The sequence below is a fragment of the Pseudomonas sp. HMSC057H01 genome (assembly GCF_001836405.1).
Lineage (GTDB): Bacteria > Pseudomonadota > Gammaproteobacteria > Pseudomonadales > Pseudomonadaceae > Pseudomonas > Pseudomonas aeruginosa.
This window is the reverse complement of record NZ_KV828460.1, coordinates 27,850-50,386: the sequence shown is the minus strand read 5'-3', so window position 1 is coordinate 50,386 and position 22,537 is coordinate 27,850. Positions and strand designations below refer to the sequence as shown.

Here is a 22,537-nt window from a genome sequence, read left to right as displayed (position 1 = left end):
CTAGATCGCGCTGAGAATGTCGCGCAGGACGCTGTCGTATTTCTGGATGAAGCGGTTGAGCGCCTCGACCGCCGAGTTGTAGCGGGAGCTGGTGTCGTTGAGCAGGGTGGTCTTCTCGTTGACCTTGTCGTTCAGCGGACGCGAGCGGTCGCTCACCGTGGTGGCGAAATTGCCGACCGGGTTGTTGTCCTTCTCGAAGGGGTACTCATCCTTGAGGCCCTTGAGTTCCCCGCTCTGCTTCGGCGAGCCGCTGAGAAAATCCTTGATCGACAGCTTGCCGCTGAAGGTATCCAGATTGCTCAGCAGCGCATACTCGGGGCTGTCCTTCCACCTGGGATCGCCGACGGCATAGCCATAGAGCGTGGGGTCGACCAGATCGATACCGCCAGCGTCGATCCTGATGCCCTGCTTGGCCGACAGCGCGGCGTTGATCTGCGACTGGATCACGCTGTAGACCTTCAACTCCGCGGTCAGCGCCTTGAGCTCGTCGAGCAGCGCCTTGCGCTTGCCGTCCTGGGTCTGCAGGACATCCTTGTAGACACCGATGACATCCTCGTCGAGACGGCCGTGCAGGCTGAAATAGGCCGACACCAGGAACTCGCGCAAATCCCACTGCGCACCGGGCTGCCGACGTGCCTGCAGGACTTCGCGGAGTACCTCGAGGCCCTGCCCCGGAGGCGCGGACGGATTGGCCGCGAGCAACCAGGCGAGCGCCTTGAGCACTTGCGCCTCGCTCAGCGGCTGGCCGGCGTGGGCCAGCACGATCCGCTCGCTGCGCAACAAGGCCAGCAGTTCCTCCTGCTCGGCACTGGCAGGCGCCGCCGGCGCGGCCAGGAGTTCGTCCAGGAACAGCTCGCGAGCGGCATTAAAGTTTCTGACTTCCATCGTGATTCCTCAGATCAACAAGCCACGCATCGGCGTCGGACGCCGCGGCCGGGTACCCTGCTCGCCCTGCGTCGGCTGGGAACTGCGCATGCGCCGCAGTTCGGCCAGCAGCTCCTCTTCGGCGGCTCGCGCCAGCTCTCGCTCCGGCGCCAGGAACAGCAGCTCGCCGGCGTCCGCGGCAAGCCCCAGGCCTTGCCACATTTCCGCCAGCAGGCGGCCGCGTTCCTCGCTGTCGCGAATCGCCAGTTCGGCGGCCTGGACGGTCGCCCGCAGGGTGTCTTCGGTGTATTCGTTCATGTCGCCCATGGTAGGGATCGACGTCGCCGGAGCCTGTCAGGCACGGTCGGGTTTTTGTCGTTTTCGCAGGCTTCGCTGCGTCACCACCCGCCCGGCCTCCAGCTCGAACCAGCCGTCGGCGGGCTCGGCGGCGCCGGTCCAGCGGCGATAGAAGCGCGCCATGCGCTCGCCAGGCAGCGGGCTGCCGGCCAGCGCCAGGACCTTGCCGTAGAGACGCTGGCGCGGCCCCAGCGTATCGAGCGTGGCCTCCGCCAGCAGGTACAGCGCGGCGAATGGATTGGCCAATCCGCTGCGCGCCTGCCGCCGACGCAACATCACGATCCAGACCCGCTCGCCGTCGCAGCGCCAGGCCAGTTCGCAGCCATGGGCCAGGACCTGCCAACCGAGCGCGATCGAGGTGTCGCGCAGGCAATGCGGACGCACCGCCAGGCCGCGGGCGAGAAACCAGGGAATCAGCGGATCGGCGCTCACAACACGATCCTGCCAAGCGGCTGGATGTTGATCTGCTGGGTCAGCTCCTGGTAGGACAGCACCGGCAGCCCGGCATAGTCGCTCTCCACCAGCTTGCGCACGTAGCGGCGGATATCCATGGAAACGATCAGCACCGGCCGGTTCTGCATCTGCGCGAGATCGCCGACGGTCTGCCGCACGCGCTCGAGGAAGGCCTGGGTTATCGCCGGGTCGAGGGCCAGGTAGCTGCCGGCGCTGGTCTGGCGGATGCCACCGCGGATCTGCTCCTCCACCGCCTGGTCCAGCAGATAGGCGGGAAGGATGTTGTTGCCGCTGGAGTACTTGTAGCAGATGTAGCGCTTGAGGCTGCTGCGGATGTACTCGGTGAGCTGCACCACGTCCTTCTCCTTCTGCCCCCACTCCACCATCGCCTCGAGGATCGCCCGCATGTTGCGGATCGAGATGTCCTCGCCGACCAGGCGCTGGAGAATCTCGGTCATCCGCTGCAGGGGAACGATCCGCTGTGCCTCCTTCACCAGCTCGCCGTAACCCTGCTCCATCTGCTCCAGCAGGTAGCGCGTCTCCTGGATGCCGATGAAATCCTCGGCGTACTCCCGCAGCACATGGGACAGGTGCCAGGTGAGCACCTGCTCCAGGCCCAGGCAGGCACAGCCGGAACGCTCCAGGCGATCCTGATGCGCCTGCTCCACCCAGCTCGCTTCCTCTCCCGGCACCTGCAGCTCCGCCGGCTCGTGGGGGACCGCGAGCAATTCCAGCTGCGCGGCGCGTTCGCGCACCAGCAACCAGCCCGGCCGCAGGCATCCGCGCGCGACCGGGACCTCCTGTAGCTGCACCAGGTATTCGCCATCGCCCATCGCTTCGTTGAAGCGCAAGTGGATACCCGGGAACGGCACGCCGAAATCCAGGTACAGCGCGCGTCGTACCCGCACCAGTTCCTCGTTCAGCGACATCGCCTCCAGACGTTCCTGGAGGCTGGCATCGACGTCGATCAGCAACGGCACGGTGAGGGCGAATTCTTCCTGCTCGGCGAGACGCCCGGCCTTCGGCTTGCCGCCGCCAGCCTTGCCGCGCGCCTTGGCCGATGGCGCTCCGGCGCCCTGCGCGAGCAGCGCCGGCAGGTCGCGGGAACCGGCGCTGGCCTGGAGCCGCTGGCGCCAGAGCATGAAGTAGCCGCCGCCGCCGACCAGCAGCGCGAGAGCCAGGAAGGTCAGGGTCGGGAAACCGGGAATCAGGCCGAACAGCACCAGCAACAGGCCGCCGATCAGCAGCGCCTTGGGCTGCGCCACCACCTGTTCGCCGATGTCGCTGCCGAGGTCCGCCGATTCGTCGGAAGACACCCGCGTGACGATGATCCCGGCGGTGATGGCGATCAGCAACGCCGGCACCTGCGAGACCATGCCATCGCCGACGGTCAGCACCGCGTACAGTTGCAGCGCGTCGGCGGTGCTCAGGCCCTTCTGCGTGACGCCGATGGCGATGCCGCCGAGGATGTTGACGACGATAATGATCAGCCCGGCGATGGCGTCGCCCTTGACGAATTTCATCGCGCCGTCCATAGAGCCGAACATCTGGCTTTCCTTTTCGATCACCGCGCGCCGCGCCCGCGCCTCGTTGACATCGATCACGCCGGCACGCATGTCGCCGTCGATGCTCATCTGCTTGCCCGGCATGGCATCCAGGGAAAAGCGCGCGCTGACCTCGGCGACCCGCTCGGCACCCTTGGTGATCACCAGGAACTGCACGATGGTGATGATCAGGAAGATGATGATGCCCACCACCAGGTTGCCGCCGACCACGAAGCTGCCGAAGGTGTTGACGATCTGCCCCGCGTCGGCCTGCAGCAGGATCATCCGCGTGGTGCTCACCGACAGCGCCAGGCGGAACAGCGTGGTGATCAGCAGCACTGCCGGGAACACCGAGAACTGCAACGGCGAGCCGATGTACACCGACATCATCAGCAGGACCACGGAGATGGTGATGTTGACGGCGATGAGGATGTCCAGCAGCAGCGGTGGCAACGGCAGCACCATCATGAACACCACCGCCAGCAGCAACACCACCAGCAGGATGTCCTTGCGCTCGCCGACCCGGCCGAGAAGCCCGCTCAGGTCGTTCATTCCCGCGCCTCCAGCTCCAGCGCCCGGGCGTGCGCGGCACGCGCCGCGTCGAGACGCCCGGCGAGCTGTTCGGCACGGCTCAGGCAACGCCACAGACCGGGCTCCTCCTCGCCATCCTCCTGCAACTGCCGGCACAGGCGCACGGCGGGCTCGCCGAGGCCTTGCTGGAGCAACGCCAGGAGCAAGGCGCGGCGCCCGTCGCGGCGCTCCGGCGCAACGCTCAGCAAGGCCTCCAGCAACACCTGGGCGCGTCGCGGCTGGCCGCATTGCAGGTGCAGCCAGCCCAGCATCAGCAACAGGCGCTGTTGCGTCGGTTTCAACGTCATCGATTCATACCTTGTGCAACAGGTTCAGGGCCATTTGCAGCAGTCGCTCGTCTTCGTCGCGCTCGCCGAGCAGGCAGGCCGCAGCCTGCAGGGCTGGCTGGCCGGGCAGCGTGAGGGCCAGGCGGAGATCGCGCAGCGCCTGGCGGAAGTCGCCGGGGCGCAGCAGGCCGTGGAACTCCAGCTGGGGCCGGGCGTAGTCGAACAGGCGCTGTTGCGCCTGCTGCGCGGGATACAGGCTGGCGACGTGGGTCTCGACCGGCCGGCCGTCGGGCGCCAGTAGATGGCGCTCCGGCAGGGGCGGCGCGAACGGCTCGGCATGCGCCAGGTCGAGTCGTTCGATGCCGATGTGCCAGGCACCGACCCGGCTCATGCGGCGAGCACTTCGCTGCGCGCCGAGCGCAGCGCCTGCAAGGCCTGGTGCAGCGTCGGGATGCCGACCTGCCGGGCTTCCAGGGTGATGCACAGCAGCAGGCGCGATTCGCCGCTCCAGGCGCAACGCAGCGGCAGGCTCCCGGCCGCGCGCGCATGGCACAGGCGCAACGCCCGCAGCGTTCCGCGATAGGCCTGGTGCCAGGCCAGGTCACAGGCCAGCCAGAGCGACAACTGTTCGCCATGGCGTTCCAGCTGCAAGGTGCCGCTGTCCTCGAAATCCAGTTGCACCACGCGCGCCAGCGGCGCCGGTACGCTCACCCGCAGGTCCTGGCAGAACTGCGCGACGGCCAGCTCAACCCAGTCCATGCTGCTGCTCCTCTTCGCGCTCGATCGCCAGGTCGAGTGCCATCTGGCAGGCATTCAAAAGATTCTGGCGCTGCTCGTCGTCGCCGAACACTTCGACCGGCAACAGGCGGTAGAGACGCTTCAGTTCGCGGAAGAAATGGATCTGCCGGGCGACGTCGGCCAGCGGCAACGGCTCGAGCAACGCCTGCACCTCGGCGACGCCGACCCAGCGCTTCTCGAGCAAGGCGATGACTGCGCCGGTCAATTCAGAAGGCCCGTATGCCATGGCCCCGCTCCCCTGTCACCAGCACCTGCCAGAGCGCCCCCACCTGCTCCGCCAGGCCGCCGAGCACGCGCAGCTTGTGCATGTCGCTCATGACCCGCTCCAGCTTCACCGGATCGAGCCGGCTCGACTGACTGTCCAGGTCGGCGCTCAGGGCTTTCTGCAGGAAGGCCACGACCCGCTCCAGCGGCGTCGCGGCGAAGCGCGCCTGGATGTCCTGCCAGGCCGCCGACAGGCCCCGGTAGTCGAGTACCGCGTCACGGTAGGTATCGCGCAGCGCCTGGATATCGCCGACACCGGCGGCGGAAGCCTCGGCGGCCAGCGGCTCGATGCGCAGGCCGAGTTCGATCTCCAGGCCCTGCTCGTCGGCCATCCGCAGCAACGCCTGGTCGACCAGCGCCAGCATCGCCCGCGCCTCCGGCCGCCCGGCCAGGACGTCGCGCGCCCGCGACAGCGCCAGGAAGCGCTGGCTGATCTCGCTGGAGAAGCCCTCCAGGTAAGCACTGAGCTGCGCCAGGCTGCTCAGTTGGCCGCTGCCCAGGTGGGCGATCAGCGCCTCGAGCTTCTGCTGGCTTTCCAGGTCCGGAATGCGCTTCCAGTACTCCTGCAGCATGGCCTGGACTTCGCTCAGGCGCGCATGGGCGTCGCTCAGGCGGCGCTTGGCCAGGGATTTCTCGGCGCGCTCAGAAAAGGCGAAGGTCAGCTCTTCCGCGGCATCGGCCAGCGACTGCGAAACGGAAACGTAGTGGACGCGCTCGCCCTGAAAGCTGCCGCCAGCCTGCTGCGCGGGGGCGTTGGCCGCTTCCCGCGGCGCGAGGGGCGCGGCGGAGGAACTCTGGAGGATGTCCATCGTGGCTGTGGTTCCTGGTCTGCAAAGGCGGCGCAGTATAGGAACCGGCCCGGTGCCGCCGATGCCAATATCGGCCGGTTTTTTTTAGCCGCGGCGGCAACCGATTTCTAAAAACTCCCGGCTGGCACTGAAATTCGTCGCGCGAGGCTTTCTCTATAGTGCGCGCCGACTCCAGCCGAACCGATCCGCCATGCCCGCGCCTCTCTCTCCTCTCATCGTCCGGATGCGCCACGCCATCGAAGGCTGCCGGCCGATCCAGATCCGCGGGCGGGTCACCCAGGTCACCGGAACCCTGCTCAAGGCCGTGGTGCCCGGCGTGCGCATCGGCGAACTCTGCCAGTTGCGCAATCCCGACCAGAGCCTGGCGCTGCTCGCCGAGGTCATCGGCTTCCAGCAGCACCAGGCGCTGCTCACCCCGCTCGGCGAGATGCTCGGGGTTTCCTCCAACACCGAAGTCAGCCCTACCGGCGGCATGCATCGCGTGGCGGTTGGCGAGCACCTGCTCGGGCAGGTGCTCGACGGCCTCGGCCGCCCCTTCGACGGCAGCCCGCCGGCCGAGCCGGCGGCCTGGTATCCGGTCTACCGGGATGCCCCGCAACCGATGAGCCGGCGCCTGATAGAGCGGCCGCTATCGCTGGGTGTGCGCGCCATCGACGGCCTGCTGACCTGCGGCGAAGGCCAGCGCATGGGCATCTTCGCTGCCGCCGGCGGCGGCAAGAGCACCCTGCTGGCCAGCCTGGTGCGCAATGCCGAGGTGGATGTGACGGTACTCGCCCTGGTCGGCGAACGCGGTCGCGAAGTCCGCGAGTTCATCGAAAGCGACCTCGGCGAACAGGGGCTGCGCCGCTCGGTGCTGGTGGTCGCCACTTCCGACCGACCGGCGATGGAGCGCGCCAAGGCCGGTTTCGTCGCCACCAGCATCGCCGAGTATTTCCGCGACCAGGGACGCCGCGTCCTGCTGCTGATGGACTCGCTGACCCGCTTCGCCAGGGCCCAGCGCGAAATCGGCCTGGCGGCCGGTGAACCGCCCACACGCCGCGGCTATCCGCCATCGGTGTTCGCCGCGCTGCCACGCCTGATGGAGCGTGCCGGGCAATCCGAGCGGGGCTCGATCACCGCGCTCTACACCGTGCTGGTGGAAGGCGACGACATGAGCGAGCCGGTGGCCGACGAGACCCGCTCGATTCTCGACGGGCACATCGTGCTGTCGCGCAAGCTGGCCGCCGCCAACCACTATCCGGCCATCGACGTGCTGCACTCGGTGAGCCGGGTCATGAACCAGATCGTCGACGACGATCAGCGCCATGCGGCCGGACGCTTGCGCGAATGGCTGGCGAAGTACGAGGAAGTCGAGTTGCTGCTGAAGATCGGCGAATACCAGAAAGGCCAGGACAGCGAAGCCGACCAGGCCATCGAGAAGATCGGGGCGATCCGCCAGTGGCTGCGCCAGGGTACCCACGAAACCAGCGATTACGCACAGGCCTGTGCGCAGTTGCGGAGCCTCTGCGCATGAGCCTGGCGCTGCTGTTGCGCGTCCGACGCCTGCGCCTGGACCGGGCCGAGCGCGCCCAGGGCCGCCAATTGCTACGGGTTCGCGCCGCGGCGCAGGAACACACCGAGCGCCAGGCGGCGCAACGGGACTACCGCGACTGGCGACTGGCCGAAGAGCAACGGCTGTTTCTCGCCTGCCAGGCGGCCATGCTCGACCGCCGACGCCTGGAAGCCTGGCAGCAGCAGGTAGGGCTGCTGCGGGAAAAGGAAGCCGGCCTGGAACAGGACTGCGCCGAGACCGCGCAGCGCCTCGAAGGGGAGCGCGAGCGCCTGCGGCAGTGCCGGCGAGAACTGCTGGAACGCCAGCGGCAACTGGAGAAGTTCGCCGAACTGGAGCGCCACGTCGACGCCGAGCGCCAGGGGCTGCGCGAACGCAGCGAGGAAGGCGACCTGGAAGAATTCACCCGCCACGAGACCTGGCCATGCTCAAGCTGAACGCCGTGGATACGGCTCCGCTCGTGTCGTCCGACACCCCTGCCCCCCTTCCACCGCTGCGCGCGCAGCAGATCGCCTTCGAACAGGCCCTGCCCGCGCACCGACCGCCGGCGCCCAGGCCACCGTTCGACAAGGGCGACGAAACGACAGAGGCCGAAGAGCCCGCCGCGACAGCCGACGCGCCGACCTCGACGCCTCTCGCCGACCAGCCCGCGGCGCCTGCCGCCGACCGGCCGCCGACCACTCGGCAAGCCCCCGTGCCAGTTGCCGCGGACGCAACGCCAACGCCAACGCCAACGCCAACGCCAACGCCAACAGTGTCGCCGTCCGGATCGGTAGCACGGCAAGCGCCGGCGGTCTCCGCGCGCGTCGCGGCGTCCACGCAAGCCCGGGAGCCGGCCAGCGTTTCGGCGCCTCCGGTCGACGAACCGCCGCTGGTGCCGGTGTCCTCCCACCCGCAAATCGCAGGTCGGACGCATGAGCGGCCGCAGCCCGGCCCCGGCTTCCCGGCGAAAGCCGCAGCCGAGGTCGCGCCCACGGCGCAGGCCAGTGCCCAGGCTTCGCCGCCCGCGCCGACAGCGGGCGGCGAAGGCCGCGGAGAGGAGCGTCGGCAACCCGGAGAAACCGATCCATCCGCACTGCCCCCCGACGACCAAGCGCCTGTGCCACTGCCTGCCATGCAAACCCCCGGCGACCGCCTGCTGGCACGCCTGCTGGCATCGAGCGGGAGCCGGCCACTGCCGCTGGCCGATCTCGCGCGCCTGCTCGATGCCGTGCAGGGGCGCATCCAGGTCGCCAGCGCAGCCGAAAGCCATGCGGCGCGCCTGCAGGTGCAACTGCCCCAGCTCGGCGCCGTGGAGGTGCAGGTCCTGCATGGCCATGGCCAGTTGCAGATCGAGATCAGTGCCAGCCCCGGCAGCCTGGCGTTGCTCCAGCAAGCCCGTGGCGAGTTGCTCGAACGCCTGCAACGGCTGCATCCGGAACAACCGGTGCAACTCACCTTCAATCAGCAGCAGGACAGCGGTCAGCGCTCGCGGCAACGTCGCTACCTGCATGAAGAGTGGCAAGCCGAATGAACGGTGCGGACCTCGACCTGCCGCTCGCCAGCCGCGCCGAACTGGATCTCCAGCGACGTCTCGCACGTTGCCGTCGCCACTATGTCGGCAACGCTTTGCAAGCGCGCCTGGACATCGCCCAGGCCGCCCCCGACGTCGATCTCGAACTGAGCCTGGCGTGGGACGGCCTGCCCCTGCGCTTTCTCTGCCAGGCCCCGGCGCTGGCCCGCTGGCTCGCGCCGAACCTGCAGGAGGCAGCCTTCGCCAGCCTGCCGGCGGCCCTGCAACTGGCCTTGCTGGAGCGCGAAGGCAACGTCTTTCCCGGCCTGGTCTGGTACGGCCTGAGCCCGGCGCAACCACGCGCTGCGATGGGCCTGCGCCTGAGCCTGGAACGCGACGACCAGCGCCTGGCGCTCTGGCTCGACGGCGATCCCGCGACGCTGCTGGCACGCCTGCCGCCGCGCCCCTCGGCGCAACGCCTGGCCATACCGCTGCGCCTGTCGCTGCAATGGCCCGGCCTGCCGCTGGAGGCCGGCGAGCTGCGCACCCTGGAGCCCGGCGACCTGTTGCTGCTGCCTGCCGGCCATCGCCCCGACGCAGCGCTGCTGGGGGTTCTCGAAGGACGCCCCTGGGCGCGCTGCCAACTCCACTCCACGCAACTGGAACTGCTCGACATGCACGACACCCCCTCCCTCGCCGACAGCGAGGACCTGCACGAACTCGACCAACTGCCGATCCCGGTCAGCTTCGAGGTCGGCCGCCGCACCCTGGACCTGCATACCCTCTCGACCCTGCAGCCAGGCTCGCTGCTCGATCTCGACTGTGCCCTGGACGGCGAAGTGCGCATCCTCGCCAACCAGCGCTGCCTCGGTATCGGCGAACTGGTGAGGCTCCAGGACCGGCTCGGGGTGCGCGTAACCCGTCTGTTCGGACACGACGAAGCATGATCCAGTTGCCCGACGAGCTCGGCCTGATCCTCGGCCTGGCCCTGCTCGCGCTGGTCCCGTTCATCGCGGTGATGGCGACCTCCTTCATCAAGATGACCGTGGTCTTCTCGCTGCTGCGCAACGCCCTGGGCGTCCAGCAGATTCCGCCGAACATGGCGATGTACGGGCTGGCGATCATCCTCAGCCTGTACGTGATGGCACCGGTCGGCTTCGCCACCCGCGATTACCTGCGCAACCACGACGTCAGCCTGAGCGACTCGGCATCGGTGGAACGCTTTCTCGACGAGGGCATGGCGCCCTACCGGAACTTCCTCAAGCGGCAGATCCAGGAGCGCGAACACACCTTCTTCATGGAAAGCACCCGCCAGGTCTGGCCCAGCGAATACGCCGAGCGGCTCGACCCGGACAGCCTGCTGATCCTGCTGCCGGCCTTCACCGTCAGCGAACTGACCCGTGCGTTCGAGATCGGCTTCCTGATCTACCTGCCCTTCATCGCCATCGACCTGATCATCTCCAACATCCTCCTGGCGATGGGCATGATGATGGTGTCGCCGATGACCATTTCCCTGCCGTTCAAGCTGCTCCTGTTCGTCCTCCTCGACGGCTGGGCGCGGCTGACCCACGGCCTGGTCATCAGCTACGGAGGCTGACCATGAGCAGCGCCGACATCCTCCACTTCACCAACCAGACCCTGTGGCTGGTGCTGGTCCTGTCGCTGCCGCCGGTACTGGTCGCGGCCCTGATCGGCACCCTGGTATCGCTGGTCCAGGCACTCACCCAGATCCAGGAGCAGACCCTCGGCTTCGTCGCCAAGCTGGTGGCCGTGGTGGTGGTACTGTTCGCCACCAGCGGCTGGCTGGGCGGCGAGCTGTACCGTTTCGCCGAAATGACCCTGCTGAAGGTGCCGCTGGTGCGATGAGCGTCCAGGACCTGCAGCAACTGCTGCTGACCTACAGCCTGCTGCTGCCGCGGATCATCAGTTGCTTCGTGGTCCTGCCGGTGCTGGCCAAGCAGACCCTGGGCGGCGGCCTGGTGCGCAACGGCGTGGCCTGCTCGCTGGCGCTGTTCGCCTACCCGATCGTCGCCGGCAGCCTGCCGCCGGCCCTCGGCGCGCTGGACATCGCCCTGCTGATCGGCAAGGAAGTGCTGCTCGGCCTGCTCATCGGCTTCGTCGCCACCATTCCCTTCTGGGCCATGGAAGCGACCGGCTTCATCATCGACAACCAGCGTGGCGCGGCACTCGCCTCGACCCTCAACCCCAGCCTGGGCAGCCAGACCAGCCCCACCGGGCTGTTGCTGACGCAGACGCTGATCACCCTGTTCTTCTCCGGCGGCGCCTTCCTCGCGCTGGTCGGCTCGCTGTTCAGGAGCTATGCCAGTTGGCCGGTGAGCAGTTTCTTCCCGCAGTTCGGCAGCCAATGGGTGGCATTCTTCTACGCGCAGTTCTCGCAGATGCTGATGCTCTGCGCGCTGTTCGCCGCGCCGCTGCTGATCGCCATGTTCCTCGCCGAGTTCGGCCTGGCGCTGGTCAGCCGCTTCGCCCCGTCGCTGAACGTGTTCATCCTCGCCATGCCGATCAAGAGCCTGGTCGCCAGCCTGCTGCTGGTGCTCTACCTGGGCATCCTCATGGAGCACGCCTACGATGCCCTGCTGCTCGCCGTCGACCCGCTGCGCCTGCTGCGTCCCGTGCTGGAGACGCCATGAGCGCCGAGAAGACCGAGCAGCCCACGGCGAAGAAGCTGCGCGACGCCCGCAGGCAGGGCCAGGTGGTGAAGAGCAAGGAAATTGTCTCCAGCGCGTTGATCCTGTCGCTGGTGGCGCTGCTGATGGGCTTTTCCGACTACTACCTGGAGCATCTCGGCAAGCTGCTCCTGCTGCCCGCCGAGTACATCGACCTGCCGTTTCGCCAGGCGCTGGAGACCATCCTGGAGAACCTTCTCCAGGAACTCCTCTACCTGCTGGCGCCGGTCCTGCTGGTCGCGGCGCTGGTGGTGGTGCTCAGCCATGTCGGCCAGTACGGCTTCCTGCTCAGCCTCGACAGCGTCAAGCCGGACCTGAAGAAGATCAACCCGGTGGAGGGCGCGAAGAAGATCTTCTCGATCCGGAGCCTGGTGGAGTTCCTCAAGTCGACACTGAAGGTCGCCCTGCTCTCCCTGCTGGTCTGGCTGACCTTGCAGGGCAACCTGGCCAGCCTCCTGCGGATTCCCGCCTGCGGGCTGGACTGCGTGGCACCGGTGAGCGGGCTGATGCTCAGGCAACTGATGCTGGTCTGCGCGGTCGGCTTCCTGGCGATTGCCGTCGCCGACTACGCCTTCGAACGCCACCAGCACTACAAGCAGTTGCGCATGAGCAAGGACGAAGTGAAGCGCGAGTACAAGGAGATGGAGGGCAGCCCGGAGATCAAGAGCAAGCGTCGGCAATTCCATCAGGAACTGCAATCGAGCAACCTGCGCGCGGATGTCCGGCGTTCCTCGGTGATCGTCGCCAACCCGACCCACGTCGCCATCGGCATACGCTATCGACGCGGCGAAACACCCCTGCCGCTGATCACCCTGAAGCACACCGACGCCCTGGCCCTGCGGGTCCGGCGCATCGCCGAGGAAGAAGGAATCCCGGTGCTGCAACGAGTTCCGCTGGCACGGGCGCTGCTGCGCGACGGCAATGTCGACCAGTACATACCGGCGGACCTGATCCAGGCCACCGCCGAAGTCCTGCGCTGGCTGGAAAGCCAGCAGACGGATACACCCTGAACGCTATCGGGCAGGGTGGCCGCCTCGGCACCGGCAACGCAAGACGCTGCGACCTGGCGCCGAAAAAAAGGGGCCCGAAGGCCCCTTTCTCATGCTTGCTACGGGTCAGTCCTTGTCCGGGATCCCGTGTACCACGCCCGCGGTATTGTCCAGCAGGCTCTTGGTCGCGGTCTGGATGAACGACTCCAGCTTCTTCTGTAGCTCGGCCTGGTCCGGTACGTCCTTGGTGATCACCGCCTTGGCATCGCCGCCCAGCTGGTAATCGTAGACGCGCACGTCACCGTCCTTCGGCCGCACCAGGATGCGGTTGCCGGAGACGATGGCGACGTTCTGCTCGCTGCCCGACGGCTTGATCACGCCGAAGCCCTTGTCGCCTTCCGGCAGGTTCAGCAGGTCGCGGCCCCAGCACTGGTGGACGGTCTCGCCGCCGAGCAGGCCCATGATGGTCGGCACGATGTCGACCTGGGTACCGACGGTCGGCAGGTGGGTACCGAACTTCTCCTGGATGCCGGGGGCGATCAGCAGCAGCGGCACGTTGAAGCGGTGCAGGTCCATCTCGGTGAGCTGCTCGGGGCTGCCGAAGCCATGGTCGCCGACCACCACGAAAAGGGTGTCCTTGTAGTACGGCGACTTCTTCGCCTTCTCGAAGAACTGGCCCAGCGCCCAGTCGGAATAGCGCATGGCGGTCAGGTGCTCGTCGAGCGAACCGTAGCCGGTCACGCGCTCCACCGGCAGGTCCTTCGGCAACGCGTAGGGCACGTGGTTGGAGAGGCTCTGCAACAGCGCATAGAACGGCTTGCCGGTGCTCGCCAGCTTGTCCAGCTCCTCGTTGCCACGGGCGAACATGTCCTGGTCGGAGACGCCCCAGGTCGGATCGGAGAACACCGGGTCGACATAGTCGTTGCGGCCGATGAAGGTGGTCATGCCCTGGTTGCTGAAGAAGCCGGACTGGTTGTCCCAGGCGAAATCGCCGTTGTAGACGTAGACGTCCTCGTACTGGCGGGCGCTGAGCAACTGCGGCAGGCCGGAGAACTTGTGGCCGCCCTCCGGAGTTTGCATCAGGTATTCGAAGCCCGGCAGGTTGGGGAAGCAGGCCATGGTGGCGAACATGCCCTGGTGGGTATGGGTGCCGTTGGAGAAGAACTGGGTGAACAGCAGGCCTTCCTTCGACAGCTTGTCGAAATACGGCGTGATGTTGCCCGGCGCGCCCAGGGCGCCGACATAGTGGCCGGCGAAGCTTTCCAGCAGGACCACCACCACGTTGCGGATCGGCAGGGTATTCGCCGCCGGCGGGGTGAACTCACGGCGCACCGCGGCCTCATCGGCGTCCACCAGCTTGTCGTTGGGGGTCAGCAACATCTGCCGGGTGGTCTCCAGGGCGACCTTGTCGTCCAGGGTGGCCTTCCAGATGTTCGCGCGGTCTTCGGAGAAGCGCTCCTTGGCCGCCTTGACCAGGGTCAGGGTGCCGTTCAGGCCCAGTTGGTTGGCGAACATGGATTCGGTGGTGAAGGCATCGCCCCAGCGCAGCGGCGGGCCCTGGCGCAGGGTGCCGCGGGCGGCGAGGACGCAGACCAGCACGCAGAGGAACAGCACCACGCCGCGCACGTACCAGGGCGCGGCAGCGCCCGGCCGGGCGATCACGCTGTCTTCGCGCGGCTTGCGCTGGCTCGGGCGGGTCGCCAGGTCGATGGCCTTGAACACCCGGTACAGCACCCAGGTGGCGAAGGCCCAGGCCAGCAGGTAGCGGACCACCGGGAAGCCGTACCAGAGCATGCTCATGACGGTCTTCGGGTCTTCCGACATGTACTGGAAGACCAGGCTGTTCAGGCGCTGGTGGAACTCGCGGTAGAAGTCCAGTTCGAGTACGCCGAGGAACAGGGTGATGCTGGCGAACAGCGTCAACCATGTACGGAACAGGCCGCGAGCGGCCATCGCGCGTACCGCGAACAGCGACAGCACCAGCGGCGCCACGGCATAGACGACGACCCGCAGGTCGAAACGCACGCCGTTGCCGAACGCCTCGAGGAAGGTGCTCGCCGAGGTCGCGCCGATCAGTTCGCGGTTGTAGATCAGCAAGGCCAGGCGCAGCAGGCTGAACATGACCAGCAGCACCAGCGCGCTGAGCGCGGTGAACGCCAGGTGGCTGCGGATGGTGGGCTGGAACAGCCGTGGGGGCGATTGGGTGGTTCGGACTTCCGTTTGGTCCATGTTTACAATTCGCTCTTCTGTCGTTCGATTTCGAGAATGCGGTCCCGCCCCTGCTCGGCCAGCAGGTAGCGGCCGGGCCCGATGGGCAGTAGGGACTGTGCGGAACGCAGGCGCCGTACGATCACCTGCAGCGGCCCGTCGGGCGGCAGCAGCAAGGCTCGCGCGTTATGCGTCGAGTCCTCGGTGATCCACAGGCCTTCGCTGTCGCACAGCAAAAAGCTCGGTGCATTCAGTCCGTTCAGCACCACCTCGTCCTCGGCCCCCTCATGCAGACGCATGACGTGGCCACGTTTCTTTTCCGTGTAGAAGACGTTTCCGTCCGGGCAGGCGGCCACCCCTTCGGAGCGCTGCAATCCCTCGCGCAGTACCGTCAGTCCGCCGGTCTCCGGGTCGTAGCGGAGAATCCGCCCGTCCAGGTCGCGATCCTCGGCGGCGTACAGGTAGCGGCCGTCGCTGGCGACGCCCTCCACCTGGATGCCGTCGAACAGCGGCCGGGCCTGCTGGGCATGCCACCAGAACACCGGCGAGGCGCCCTGCTCCTGGCTGATCGCGATGCCGTCGCGGAAGCTGGCCATGCCGTCGGGCTTGGACAGCCCGTCGAGCACCGTATCGCGGCTGCCATCGGCGGCGATGCGGAACACCAGGCCCTTGCCGTCCTGCAACTCTTGGCTCACGTAAAGCAGGCCGTCCGGGTCGCGGGCCAGGGCGCTGACGTGGGGAATGTCCTCGAGCACTACCCGGTAGGTCCAGCCGGACACGGTGGCTGCCGGGGCGAAACGCTGCCAGCCGAGGAAGGCCAGGGCGATGAAGAGGACGCTACCGAGCAGGCAGGAGACTACTACGCCGCTCTGGCGCAATCGTTTGGTCAGCATTCGATGCACTCAAGGACAAAACTGCCATTTATAGCCATGGCAACGGAAAAAAGCGCGCAGATTTTCCCGGATCGATTGTGAAAAAAATGTTAGCTGGCAGTAACAGGGGATGTCGGAGCGACGCATGAAAAAGGGCCTTGCGGCCCTTCCCGGTGAAGCGTCAGTCGTTGTCCTGCTTGCCGATGGCCTGCAGCACGTACTGCGGCAGAGCAAACGCGCCCAGGTGGATATCGGCGTTGTAGTAGCGGGTGGCGATGCCGCTGTCGCGGAAGCGCTGGCGCAGCGTTTCCAGCGGAAGGCGACGCAGGCCTTCGCGAGTCGAACCCCAGGCGAAGGTCATGGCGCCGCCGATATAGGTCGGCACCGCCGCCTGGTAGAAATGCCAGTCGGCGAACAGCCCGTCGGTACGCGCGGCGGTGGTGCGCACTTCCTCCAGTTGCATGAACGGCGTGCCGTTCTGGGTGACCAGGATGCCGCCCTCGTTCAGGCAGCGCCGGCAGGCCTGGTAGAAGTTCTCGGAGAACAGCACCTCGCCAGGGCCGATCGGGTCGGTGGAGTCGGAGATGATCACGTCGAAGCGTTCTTCCGTGGTAGCCACGAAGCGCATGCCGTCGTCGATCACCAGGTTCAGCCGCGGGTCGTCGAAGGCGCCCTGGGAGTGGTTGGGCAGGAACTCCTTACACATGTCAACCACGGTGCCGTCGATCTCGACCATGGTGATCCGCTCGACGCTCTTGTGCTTGGCCACCTCGCGCAGCATGCCGCCGTCGCCACCGCCGATGATCAACACGCGCCGGGCCGCGCCGTGGGCGAGGATCGGCACGTGGGTGAGCATCTCGTGGTAGATGAACTCGTCGGCCTCGGTGGTCTGGATCACTCCGTCGAGCGCCATCACCCGGCCCATCCGGGCGTTTTCGAAAATCACCAGGTGCTGGTGCTCGGTGCGCACCTCATGCAGCATGTTGTCGATGCTGAAGCGCTGGCCGTAGCCCTGGTACAAAGTTTCCTGATAATCGCTCATGGGCCGGGATCTCCCTGGTAAGGCTGCAATCTGGCAGCGGGACTTGCCCGCGCCGCGAAGAACGGCGCGCATTCTACGCTGGCGGCAATGACAGGTCGAACCCCGCCGGCGGATGGCGCCGGCTGCGCCGGACAGGTATCGTCTGCCCATGAGCCAGCCTACCTCTCCCCTCGTCCTGCACCTGCCCTACCAGTCACCCTGGGAATGGCGCCAGTTCCACCAGCATTTCGCCCTGCGCCTGCTCGCCGGTGTCGAAAGCCTGGGCGACGACCACTATGCCCGCAGCTTCCGGGCCAACGGCCGCCCGGCCTGGTTCGAGGTGCGACCGCTGGCGGAACGCCAGGTCCTGGCGCTGAGCCTCAGCCCGTCCGCCCATGCCCTGGCCGCCGAACTCGAGGCACGGGTCCGCCGGATGTTCGACCTGGACAGCGACCCGGCCGCCATCGCCCGGCATTTCGCCGGGGATCCCCTGCTCGGCCCGCTGGTGGCCGCCAATCCGGGGCTGCGCCTGCCGGTGGCCTTCGACCCCTTCGAACAGGCGGTGCGCGCCATCGTCGGCCAGCAGGTCACGGTGAAGGCCGCGGTGACCATCACCGGGCGCCTGATCCAGCGCCTCGGCGAGCCGCTGGAAAATCTCGGCTACGACGGCATCAGCCACCTGTTCCCGACACCCGCCGCGCTGGCGCAAGCCAACCTCGACGGCATCGGCATGCCCGGCAAGCGGGTACAGACGCTGCAACGCTTCGCCGCGGCGATCGCCTCGGGAGAGCTGAGCCTGGACCTGGCGGACGGCCCCGAGGCGCTGGTGGAGCGCCTCTGCGCGTTGCCCGGCATCGGCCCCTGGACCGCCGAATACATAGCCCTGCGTGCCATGGGCGAAGCCGACGCCTTCCCCGCCGCCGACCTCGGCCTGCTGAAATCCACGGTCTGGGGCCGCAAGGCATCGATGCGCGCAGCCTCAAGGCCCGCGCCGAGGCCTGGCGGCCTTGGCGCGCCTACGCCGCCATCCACCTGTGGCACCACTACGCCGCAGGCGGCTAGCGCCGCGGCGGGAGGCTACAGCCTGACGTTGCCGCGCGGGCCGGCGATGGCCCAGATGATCAGGCCGAGCACCGGCAGGACGATGATCACCAGGACCCAGATGATCTTCATCGCGGTTTCCGCAGTGCTTTTCAGGATGTTGACGATGGCCCAGATATCCAGGGCCAGGATGACCAGGCTGATCAGCCCGCTGAGGGTGGAACCCATGGCGCGATGCTCCCGAGCAAGAGTGTTCCCTCAGGATAGCCGGCGCGCTCACTCCACGACGATGTCGGCGAAGCTGGCCACCGTCGGATGGCCGTCCAGGCTGCCGCCTTCGCGGGCCAGGCCGAGCGTGCGCATGCCCGCGTCGCGCGCGGCATCCAGCTCCTGCACCACGTCGGAAAGGAAAAGGATTTCCGCGGCCGGCAGGCCGATGGCCCCGGCGATCCGCGCATAGGAGGCGCTTTCCCGCTTCGGCCCGCTGGTAGTGTCGAAGTAGCCGGAAAACAGCGGGCCCAGGTCGCCGGCCTCGGAACAGCCGAAGATCAGCTTCTGCGCCTGGATCGAGCCGGAGGAATAGACGTACAGGTCCAGCCCACGGGCCTTCCACTCGCGCAGCGCCTGCACCGCGTCCGGGTAGACGTGGCCCTTCAATTGACCGTCGCGGTAGCCCTGGGCCCAGACCATGCCTTGCAGGGCCTTCAGCGGCGTCGCCTTGCGGTCCTCGGCGATCCATTGCAGGAGGATCGCGATCGCCCGCTCGACATCGGCGTCCGCCTCACCGCTCTCGGCACGCACCGCCGCCAGTTGCGCGGCTACCTCGGGCTCCCCGGCGTGTTCGCGGACGAAGTCCGGCAGGTGCCGGGCGGCATAGGGAAACAGCACGTCGAAAACGAAGCTGACCGCGCTGGTGGTGCCTTCGATGTCGGTGAGGATGGCTTTGATGGTCATGCGGACTCCGGATGAAACCGCCCCCGGCAGGACCGGGGGCGCGGATGGTGACGGGATGGGACGGTGCCTCGCTCAGTCTTCCAGCAGGGGGAAGCGGCTGGCGATGTCGTCGCCGGTGAACTGGGCGACCCAGCCCTCCGGGTTGTTGAACAGGCGCACGGCGACGAAATGCGGGTGCTCGCCCATGTCGAACCAGTGGCGGGTGCCGGCCGGCACCGAGATCAGGTCGTTGCGCTCGCAGAGCACGGCGTAGACATGCTCCTCGATATGCAGGACGAACAGGCCGCGCCCGGCGACGAAGAAGCGCACCTCGTCTTCGCCATGGCGGTGCTCGTCGAGGAACTTGGCGCGCAATTCGGCCTTCTGCGGGTGGTCGCTGTTCAGGCTGACCACGTCCACGGTGATGTAGCCGCGCTCGCGCTTGAGCCGCTCGATCTCGTGGGCGTAGGCGGCGATCACCTCGTCCTGGCTGGCGCCGGCGGCGATCGGCGCGGCGGCTTCCCAGCGTTCGAAACGGACGCCGACCTCGGCCAGGGTCGAAGCGATGTCCTCGGCATGGGTCAGCAGCTTCAGCGGCTGCTCCGGCTGGTTCTCGTGATAGACGGTAAGGCTGCTCATCGGCTCAGACTCAGTACTTTCAGTTCACACTCGAACAGAAACTCGAAAGCTTCCACCTGACGCAGGGCATCGCTCATGCGCGCACCCCAAGTGTACAGCCCGTGGCCGCGGATCAAATACCCCGGGCAGTACGGATGCGCCTCCAGCCAGGGCTGCACACGGCTGGCCAGGCGAGCGATGTCCTGGTCGTTGTCGAAGATCGGCACCTCGACCTGGCCTTCGTGGGTGGTGACCCCGGCGAAGGCTTTCTGCAGTTCGTAGTCCTGCAGCACCAGGCGGTCGCCGCGAACCAGGCGGGAAAGCACGGTGGCATTCACCGAGTGGGTATGCAGCACTGCGCCGATCGCCGGGTTCCAGGCATACAGCTGGGTGTGCAGGAGGGTCTCCGCCGAGGGTTTCTTGCCCGGTTCCAGGCTGTTGCCGGCCAGGTCGGTGGCCAGCACGTCGTCGAAGCCCAACTGGCCCTTGTGCTTGCCCGAGACGGTGAGCAGCGCGCGCTGTTCGTCCAGGCGCGCGGAGTAGTTGCTGCTGGTCGCCGGCGACCAGCCGCGGCCGTAGAGGAACCGGCCGGCGTCGATGATCTGCTGGGTCAGCTGTTCACGGTTGTCGTTCATGCCCGCACCTCTTGCAAACGGGTACTGATGATAGCGGCTGCCAGCAAGGCTGCCAGGCTGGCGATGGCGAAGGTCCAGGCAGGGCCCAGGCTGTTCCAGCTATAGCCGGAATACAGCGCGCCCAGGGCTCCGCCGGTACCGGCCAGCGCAGCATACAGGGCCTGGCCCTGGCCCTGCTGGCGCGGGCCGAAGCTACGCTGCACGAAATGGATGGCAGCCGCATGAAAACTGCCGAAGGTGGCGGCATGCAGCGTCTGAGCAAAGACCAGCAGCGCCAGGCTGTCGGCCAGGTTGCCGAGAAGCAGCCAGCGCAACGACGCCAGCAGGAAGCTCGCGGCCAGCACCTGGCGCAGGCTGAAACGTTGCAGCAGGCGTGGCATGGCGAGGAACAACATGACCTCGGCGACCACCCCCAGCGCCCAGAGCAGACCGATCAGCGCCCGGCTGTAGCCCAGCGATTCCAGGTGCAGGGTCAGGAAGGTGTAGTACGGCCCATGGGACAGCTGCATCAGGCACACGCACAGGTAGAACGCCAGCACGCCCGGCCGGCGCAACTGGGAGAGGAAGCCGCCCTCGCCTTCGCGCGGTTCGCGATGGGCCGGCTGGGCATTGGGCACCCACCAGCTGCACAGCACGATGCCGAGCATGATACCCAGCAGCGTCGCCGGGTAGACATCCAGGCTCAGGCGCTCGAACAGCGCGCCGAGACCGACCACGGTGCAGATGAAACCGATCGAGCCCCACAGGCGAATCCGGCTGTAGCTGGCGCTGCGCTCGCGCAGGTGGGCCAGGGTGATGACCTCGAACTGCGGTAGCACGGCATGCCAGAAGAACGCATGCAACGCCATCACCAAGGCCAGCCAGGCGTAGCTGTGGCTGACGAAGATCAGCGAGAAGCCCAGCGCCGTGCATACCGCGCCGAAGCGCACGATGGCCAGGCGCTGGCCGCTGCGGTCGCCCAGCCAGCCCCACAGGTTGGGCGCGACGCAACGCATCAGCATGGGAATCGCCACCAGCTCGCCGATGCGCGGGCTGGGGAAGCCCAGGTGATGGAAATACAGGGCGAGGAACGGCGCCGTGGCGCCGAGCAGGCTGAAATAGAAGAAATAGAAGCTGGACAGGCGCCAGTAGGGAACCGCGCTGGTCACGATCCGCCGTTCACCCGTCCCGCACCGCGGCCTGCCACAGCCCTCACAGCTGCGGCAGGACCGGCGTGTCGACGCGCACGTCGGCGTTCTGCCCACGCTGGCGCAGCAACTGGTCGAGCAGGACGATGGCCATCATCGCCTCGGCGATCGGCGTGGCGCGGATGCCGACGCACGGGTCGTGACGGCCCTTGGTGATCATGTCCACCGGCTCGCCGGCGGTATCGATCGAGCGCCCGGGAGTGGTGATGCTGGAGGTCGGCTTCAGCGCCAGGTGGGCGACGATCGGCTGGCCAGAGGAGATCCCGCCGAGGATGCCGCCGGCATTGTTCGACAGGAAGCCTTGCGGGGTCAGTTCGTCGCGGTGCTCGGTGCCGCGCTGGGCGATGCTGGCGAAGCCGGCGCCGATCTCCACGCCCTTCACCGCGTTGATGCTCATCAGCGCATGCGCCAGTTCGGCGTCCAGGCGGTCGAAGATCGGCTCGCCCAGGCCCGGCGGCACGCCTTCGGCAACCACGGTGATCTTCGCCCCGACCGAATCCTGGTCGCGGCGCAATTGGTCCATGTAGGCCTCCAGCTCCGGCACCTTGTCCGGGTCGGGGCTGAAGAAGGCATTCTGCTCGACGCTGTCCCAGCTCCTGAACGGAATCTCGATCGGCCCGAGCTGGCTCATGTAGCCGCGCACCTGGATGCCCAGGCCCGCCAGGTATTTCTTGGCAATAGCCCCGGCGGCCACGCGCATGGCGGTCTCGCGCGCCGAAGAACGGCCGCCGCCGCGGTAGTCGCGCACGCCGTACTTGTGGTGGTAGGTGTAGTCGGCGTGGGCCGGGCGGAACAGGTCCTTGATCGCCGAGTAGTCCTTGGACTTCTGGTCGGTGTTGCGGATCAGCAGGCCGATCGGCGTGCCGGTGGTCTTGCCCTCGAACACCCCGGAAAGAATCTCCACCTCGTCGGCTTCCTGGCGCTGGGTGGTGTGCCGGCTGGTGCCGGGCTTGCGCCGGTCGAGGTCGCGTTGCAGGTCCCGGGCGGACAGTTCCAGCCCCGGGGGGCACCCATCGACGATGGCGACCAGCGCCGGGCCGTGGCTTTCGCCTGCGGTGGTGACGGTGAAGAGCTTGCCGTAGGTGTTGCCGGACATGCGAGGCTCCGCGTGAGGACGAGAGGGAAAGACATCGGAGTATACCCGTCAAGGACGGGCCTGCGAACCTTCCCCGGAGGACGCGATCAAAGCGCTATCATCGGCCCATGAAGACCTCCATGCCGCGCGCCCTCCTCGCCCTGTTCTGCCTGCTCGCCAGCCTGGCCCACGCCGCTCCCAACAGCATCCTGCACCGCCCCTACGACCTGGACACCGGGCACGGCGTGCTGCGCGGCTCCTTGCTGCTGCCGCGCAGCGCCGTG

Annotated in this window: 26 protein-coding genes and 2 pseudogenes; 10 read left to right on the top strand and 18 right to left on the bottom strand. The window is 67.4% G+C overall.

Annotated features, from left to right (window positions below; all coding sequences use genetic code 11):
• Genes pcrV through popN form a run of 9 tightly spaced genes read right to left on the bottom strand, consistent with a single transcriptional unit; the run spans nucleotide 1 to nucleotide 5,946 of the window.
• Nucleotides 1-885, bottom strand: a complete 885-nt coding sequence (gene pcrV / locus HMPREF2581_RS13390) for a type III secretion system needle tip protein PcrV (protein ID WP_003109502.1) — start codon at nucleotides 883-885, stop codon at nucleotides 1-3.
• 9 nt (nucleotides 886-894) lie between these two features.
• Nucleotides 895-1,191: an LcrG family type III secretion system chaperone PcrG gene (pcrG, locus tag HMPREF2581_RS13385; protein ID WP_003109501.1), complete on the bottom strand. Its 297-nt coding sequence runs from the start codon at nucleotides 1,189-1,191 to the stop codon at nucleotides 895-897.
• Between the two features lie 27 nt (nucleotides 1,192-1,218).
• Nucleotides 1,219-1,653 (bottom strand): LcrR family type III secretion system chaperone PcrR, encoded by a 435-nt coding sequence (gene pcrR, locus HMPREF2581_RS13380; RefSeq protein WP_003100791.1) that lies wholly within the window; start codon nucleotides 1,651-1,653, stop codon nucleotides 1,219-1,221.
• Nucleotides 1,650-3,770, bottom strand: coding sequence for a SctV family type III secretion system export apparatus subunit PcrD (gene pcrD, locus HMPREF2581_RS13375; protein ID WP_003087696.1), 2,121 nt, complete (start codon nucleotides 3,768-3,770; stop codon nucleotides 1,650-1,652). Before pcrD ends, pcrR begins: the two co-directional genes overlap by 4 nt.
• Complete coding sequence (gene pscY / locus HMPREF2581_RS13370) at nucleotides 3,767-4,096, bottom strand: type III secretion system chaperone PscY (RefSeq protein WP_003113547.1); 330 nt, start codon at nucleotides 4,094-4,096, stop codon at nucleotides 3,767-3,769. The genes pcrD and pscY overlap by 4 nt, the downstream gene beginning before the upstream one ends.
• 4 nt (nucleotides 4,097-4,100) lie before the next feature.
• Nucleotides 4,101-4,466 (bottom strand): type III secretion system protein PscX, encoded by a 366-nt coding sequence (pscX, locus tag HMPREF2581_RS13365; RefSeq protein ID WP_003140044.1) that lies wholly within the window; start codon nucleotides 4,464-4,466, stop codon nucleotides 4,101-4,103.
• The gene (gene sycN, locus HMPREF2581_RS13360) at nucleotides 4,463-4,834 is read right to left on the bottom strand and encodes a type III secretion chaperone SycN (protein ID WP_003087694.1); all 372 of its coding nucleotides are present in this window, start codon (nucleotides 4,832-4,834) and stop codon (nucleotides 4,463-4,465) included. The genes pscX and sycN overlap by 4 nt, the downstream gene beginning before the upstream one ends.
• The gene (pcr1, locus tag HMPREF2581_RS13355; RefSeq protein WP_003087693.1) at nucleotides 4,821-5,099 is read right to left on the bottom strand and encodes an Acr1 family type III secretion system gatekeeper subunit Pcr1; all 279 of its coding nucleotides are present in this window, start codon (nucleotides 5,097-5,099) and stop codon (nucleotides 4,821-4,823) included. Before pcr1 ends, sycN begins: the two co-directional genes overlap by 14 nt.
• A complete protein-coding gene (gene popN, locus HMPREF2581_RS13350; RefSeq protein ID WP_003087692.1) occupies nucleotides 5,080-5,946 on the bottom strand; it encodes a SctW family type III secretion system gatekeeper subunit PopN in 867 nt (288 codons plus the stop codon). Before popN ends, pcr1 begins: the two co-directional genes overlap by 20 nt.
• A 190-nt stretch (nucleotides 5,947-6,136) precedes the next feature.
• Here popN and pscN point away from each other — a divergent pair, with 190 nt between their 5' ends.
• The 8 genes from pscN to pscU are packed head-to-tail and all read left to right on the top strand — an operon-like array spanning nucleotide 6,137 to nucleotide 12,684.
• On the top strand, nucleotides 6,137-7,459 hold the full coding sequence (gene pscN / locus HMPREF2581_RS13345) for a SctN family type III secretion system ATPase PscN (protein ID WP_003100796.1): 1,323 nt from the start codon (nucleotides 6,137-6,139) through the stop codon (nucleotides 7,457-7,459).
• On the top strand, nucleotides 7,456-7,932 hold the full coding sequence (gene pscO / locus HMPREF2581_RS13340) for a type III secretion system central stalk protein PscO (protein WP_003140046.1): 477 nt from the start codon (nucleotides 7,456-7,458) through the stop codon (nucleotides 7,930-7,932). The genes pscN and pscO overlap by 4 nt, the downstream gene beginning before the upstream one ends.
• Nucleotides 7,920-9,008 (top strand): type III secretion system needle length determinant PscP, encoded by a 1,089-nt coding sequence (gene pscP, locus HMPREF2581_RS32065; protein WP_079381388.1) that lies wholly within the window; start codon nucleotides 7,920-7,922, stop codon nucleotides 9,006-9,008. Before pscO ends, pscP begins: the two co-directional genes overlap by 13 nt.
• Entirely contained in the window at nucleotides 9,005-9,934 is a 930-nt protein-coding gene (pscQ, locus tag HMPREF2581_RS13330) for a SctQ family type III secretion system cytoplasmic ring protein PscQ (protein WP_003140061.1), read from the top strand. Before pscP ends, pscQ begins: the two co-directional genes overlap by 4 nt.
• Nucleotides 9,931-10,584, top strand: a complete 654-nt coding sequence (pscR, locus tag HMPREF2581_RS13325; RefSeq protein WP_003087674.1) for a SctR family type III secretion system export apparatus subunit PscR — start codon at nucleotides 9,931-9,933, stop codon at nucleotides 10,582-10,584. The genes pscQ and pscR overlap by 4 nt, the downstream gene beginning before the upstream one ends.
• 2 nt (nucleotides 10,585-10,586) lie before the next feature.
• The gene (gene pscS / locus HMPREF2581_RS13320; RefSeq protein WP_003087672.1) at nucleotides 10,587-10,853 is read left to right on the top strand and encodes a SctS family type III secretion system export apparatus subunit PscS; all 267 of its coding nucleotides are present in this window, start codon (nucleotides 10,587-10,589) and stop codon (nucleotides 10,851-10,853) included.
• Nucleotides 10,850-11,638 carry a SctT family type III secretion system export apparatus subunit PscT gene (gene pscT / locus HMPREF2581_RS13315; protein ID WP_003132884.1) on the top strand — a complete coding sequence of 263 codons (789 nt, stop codon included), beginning with the start codon at nucleotides 10,850-10,852 and terminating at the stop codon, nucleotides 11,636-11,638. The genes pscS and pscT overlap by 4 nt, the downstream gene beginning before the upstream one ends.
• Nucleotides 11,635-12,684 (top strand): SctU family type III secretion system export apparatus subunit PscU, encoded by a 1,050-nt coding sequence (gene pscU, locus HMPREF2581_RS13310; RefSeq protein ID WP_003087668.1) that lies wholly within the window; start codon nucleotides 11,635-11,637, stop codon nucleotides 12,682-12,684. The genes pscT and pscU overlap by 4 nt, the downstream gene beginning before the upstream one ends.
• 105 nt (nucleotides 12,685-12,789) lie before the next feature.
• Here pscU and HMPREF2581_RS13305 read toward each other — a convergent pair whose 3' ends face one another.
• The 3 genes from HMPREF2581_RS13305 to speE form a co-directional block, all read right to left on the bottom strand.
• Nucleotides 12,790-14,892 carry an LTA synthase family protein gene (locus tag HMPREF2581_RS13305; RefSeq protein WP_003140063.1) on the bottom strand — a complete coding sequence of 701 codons (2,103 nt, stop codon included), beginning with the start codon at nucleotides 14,890-14,892 and terminating at the stop codon, nucleotides 12,790-12,792.
• Between the two features lie 2 nt (nucleotides 14,893-14,894).
• Nucleotides 14,895-15,764 carry an NHL repeat-containing protein gene (locus HMPREF2581_RS13300; RefSeq protein ID WP_003140065.1) on the bottom strand — a complete coding sequence of 290 codons (870 nt, stop codon included), beginning with the start codon at nucleotides 15,762-15,764 and terminating at the stop codon, nucleotides 14,895-14,897.
• A 160-nt stretch (nucleotides 15,765-15,924) separates the two neighbouring features.
• The gene (gene speE / locus HMPREF2581_RS13295; RefSeq protein WP_003103196.1) at nucleotides 15,925-16,785 is read right to left on the bottom strand and encodes a polyamine aminopropyltransferase; all 861 of its coding nucleotides are present in this window, start codon (nucleotides 16,783-16,785) and stop codon (nucleotides 15,925-15,927) included.
• Nucleotides 16,786-16,933: 148 nt separating this feature from the next.
• Here speE and HMPREF2581_RS13290 point away from each other — a divergent pair.
• A pseudogene (locus HMPREF2581_RS13290) lies at nucleotides 16,934-17,826 on the top strand (DNA-3-methyladenine glycosylase).
• A gap of 15 nt (nucleotides 17,827-17,841) precedes the next feature.
• Here the strand turns inward: HMPREF2581_RS13290 and HMPREF2581_RS13285 are convergent.
• From HMPREF2581_RS13285 to aroC, 6 genes are all read right to left on the bottom strand, one after another.
• Nucleotides 17,842-18,033 (bottom strand): PLDc N-terminal domain-containing protein, encoded by a 192-nt coding sequence (locus HMPREF2581_RS13285; RefSeq protein WP_003140068.1) that lies wholly within the window; start codon nucleotides 18,031-18,033, stop codon nucleotides 17,842-17,844.
• 48 nt (nucleotides 18,034-18,081) lie between these two features.
• Nucleotides 18,082-18,759: an acireductone synthase gene (gene mtnC / locus HMPREF2581_RS13280; protein ID WP_003087657.1), complete on the bottom strand. Its 678-nt coding sequence runs from the start codon at nucleotides 18,757-18,759 to the stop codon at nucleotides 18,082-18,084.
• A 72-nt stretch (nucleotides 18,760-18,831) separates the two neighbouring features.
• Complete coding sequence (locus HMPREF2581_RS13275) at nucleotides 18,832-19,377, bottom strand: 1,2-dihydroxy-3-keto-5-methylthiopentene dioxygenase (RefSeq protein ID WP_003087656.1); 546 nt, start codon at nucleotides 19,375-19,377, stop codon at nucleotides 18,832-18,834.
• Nucleotides 19,374-19,991 carry a methylthioribulose 1-phosphate dehydratase gene (locus tag HMPREF2581_RS13270; RefSeq protein WP_003110430.1) on the bottom strand — a complete coding sequence of 206 codons (618 nt, stop codon included), beginning with the start codon at nucleotides 19,989-19,991 and terminating at the stop codon, nucleotides 19,374-19,376. Before HMPREF2581_RS13270 ends, HMPREF2581_RS13275 begins: the two co-directional genes overlap by 4 nt.
• On the bottom strand, nucleotides 19,988-21,139 hold the full coding sequence (locus tag HMPREF2581_RS13265; RefSeq protein WP_003140070.1) for an MFS transporter: 1,152 nt from the start codon (nucleotides 21,137-21,139) through the stop codon (nucleotides 19,988-19,990). Before HMPREF2581_RS13265 ends, HMPREF2581_RS13270 begins: the two co-directional genes overlap by 4 nt.
• A 43-nt stretch (nucleotides 21,140-21,182) precedes the next feature.
• A complete protein-coding gene (gene aroC, locus HMPREF2581_RS13260) occupies nucleotides 21,183-22,274 on the bottom strand; it encodes a chorismate synthase (protein WP_003087653.1) in 1,092 nt (363 codons plus the stop codon).
• Between the two features lie 107 nt (nucleotides 22,275-22,381).
• Here aroC and HMPREF2581_RS32965 point away from each other — a divergent pair.
• Nucleotides 22,382-22,537, top strand: a pseudogene (locus tag HMPREF2581_RS32965) (alpha/beta hydrolase); the annotation flags it as partial.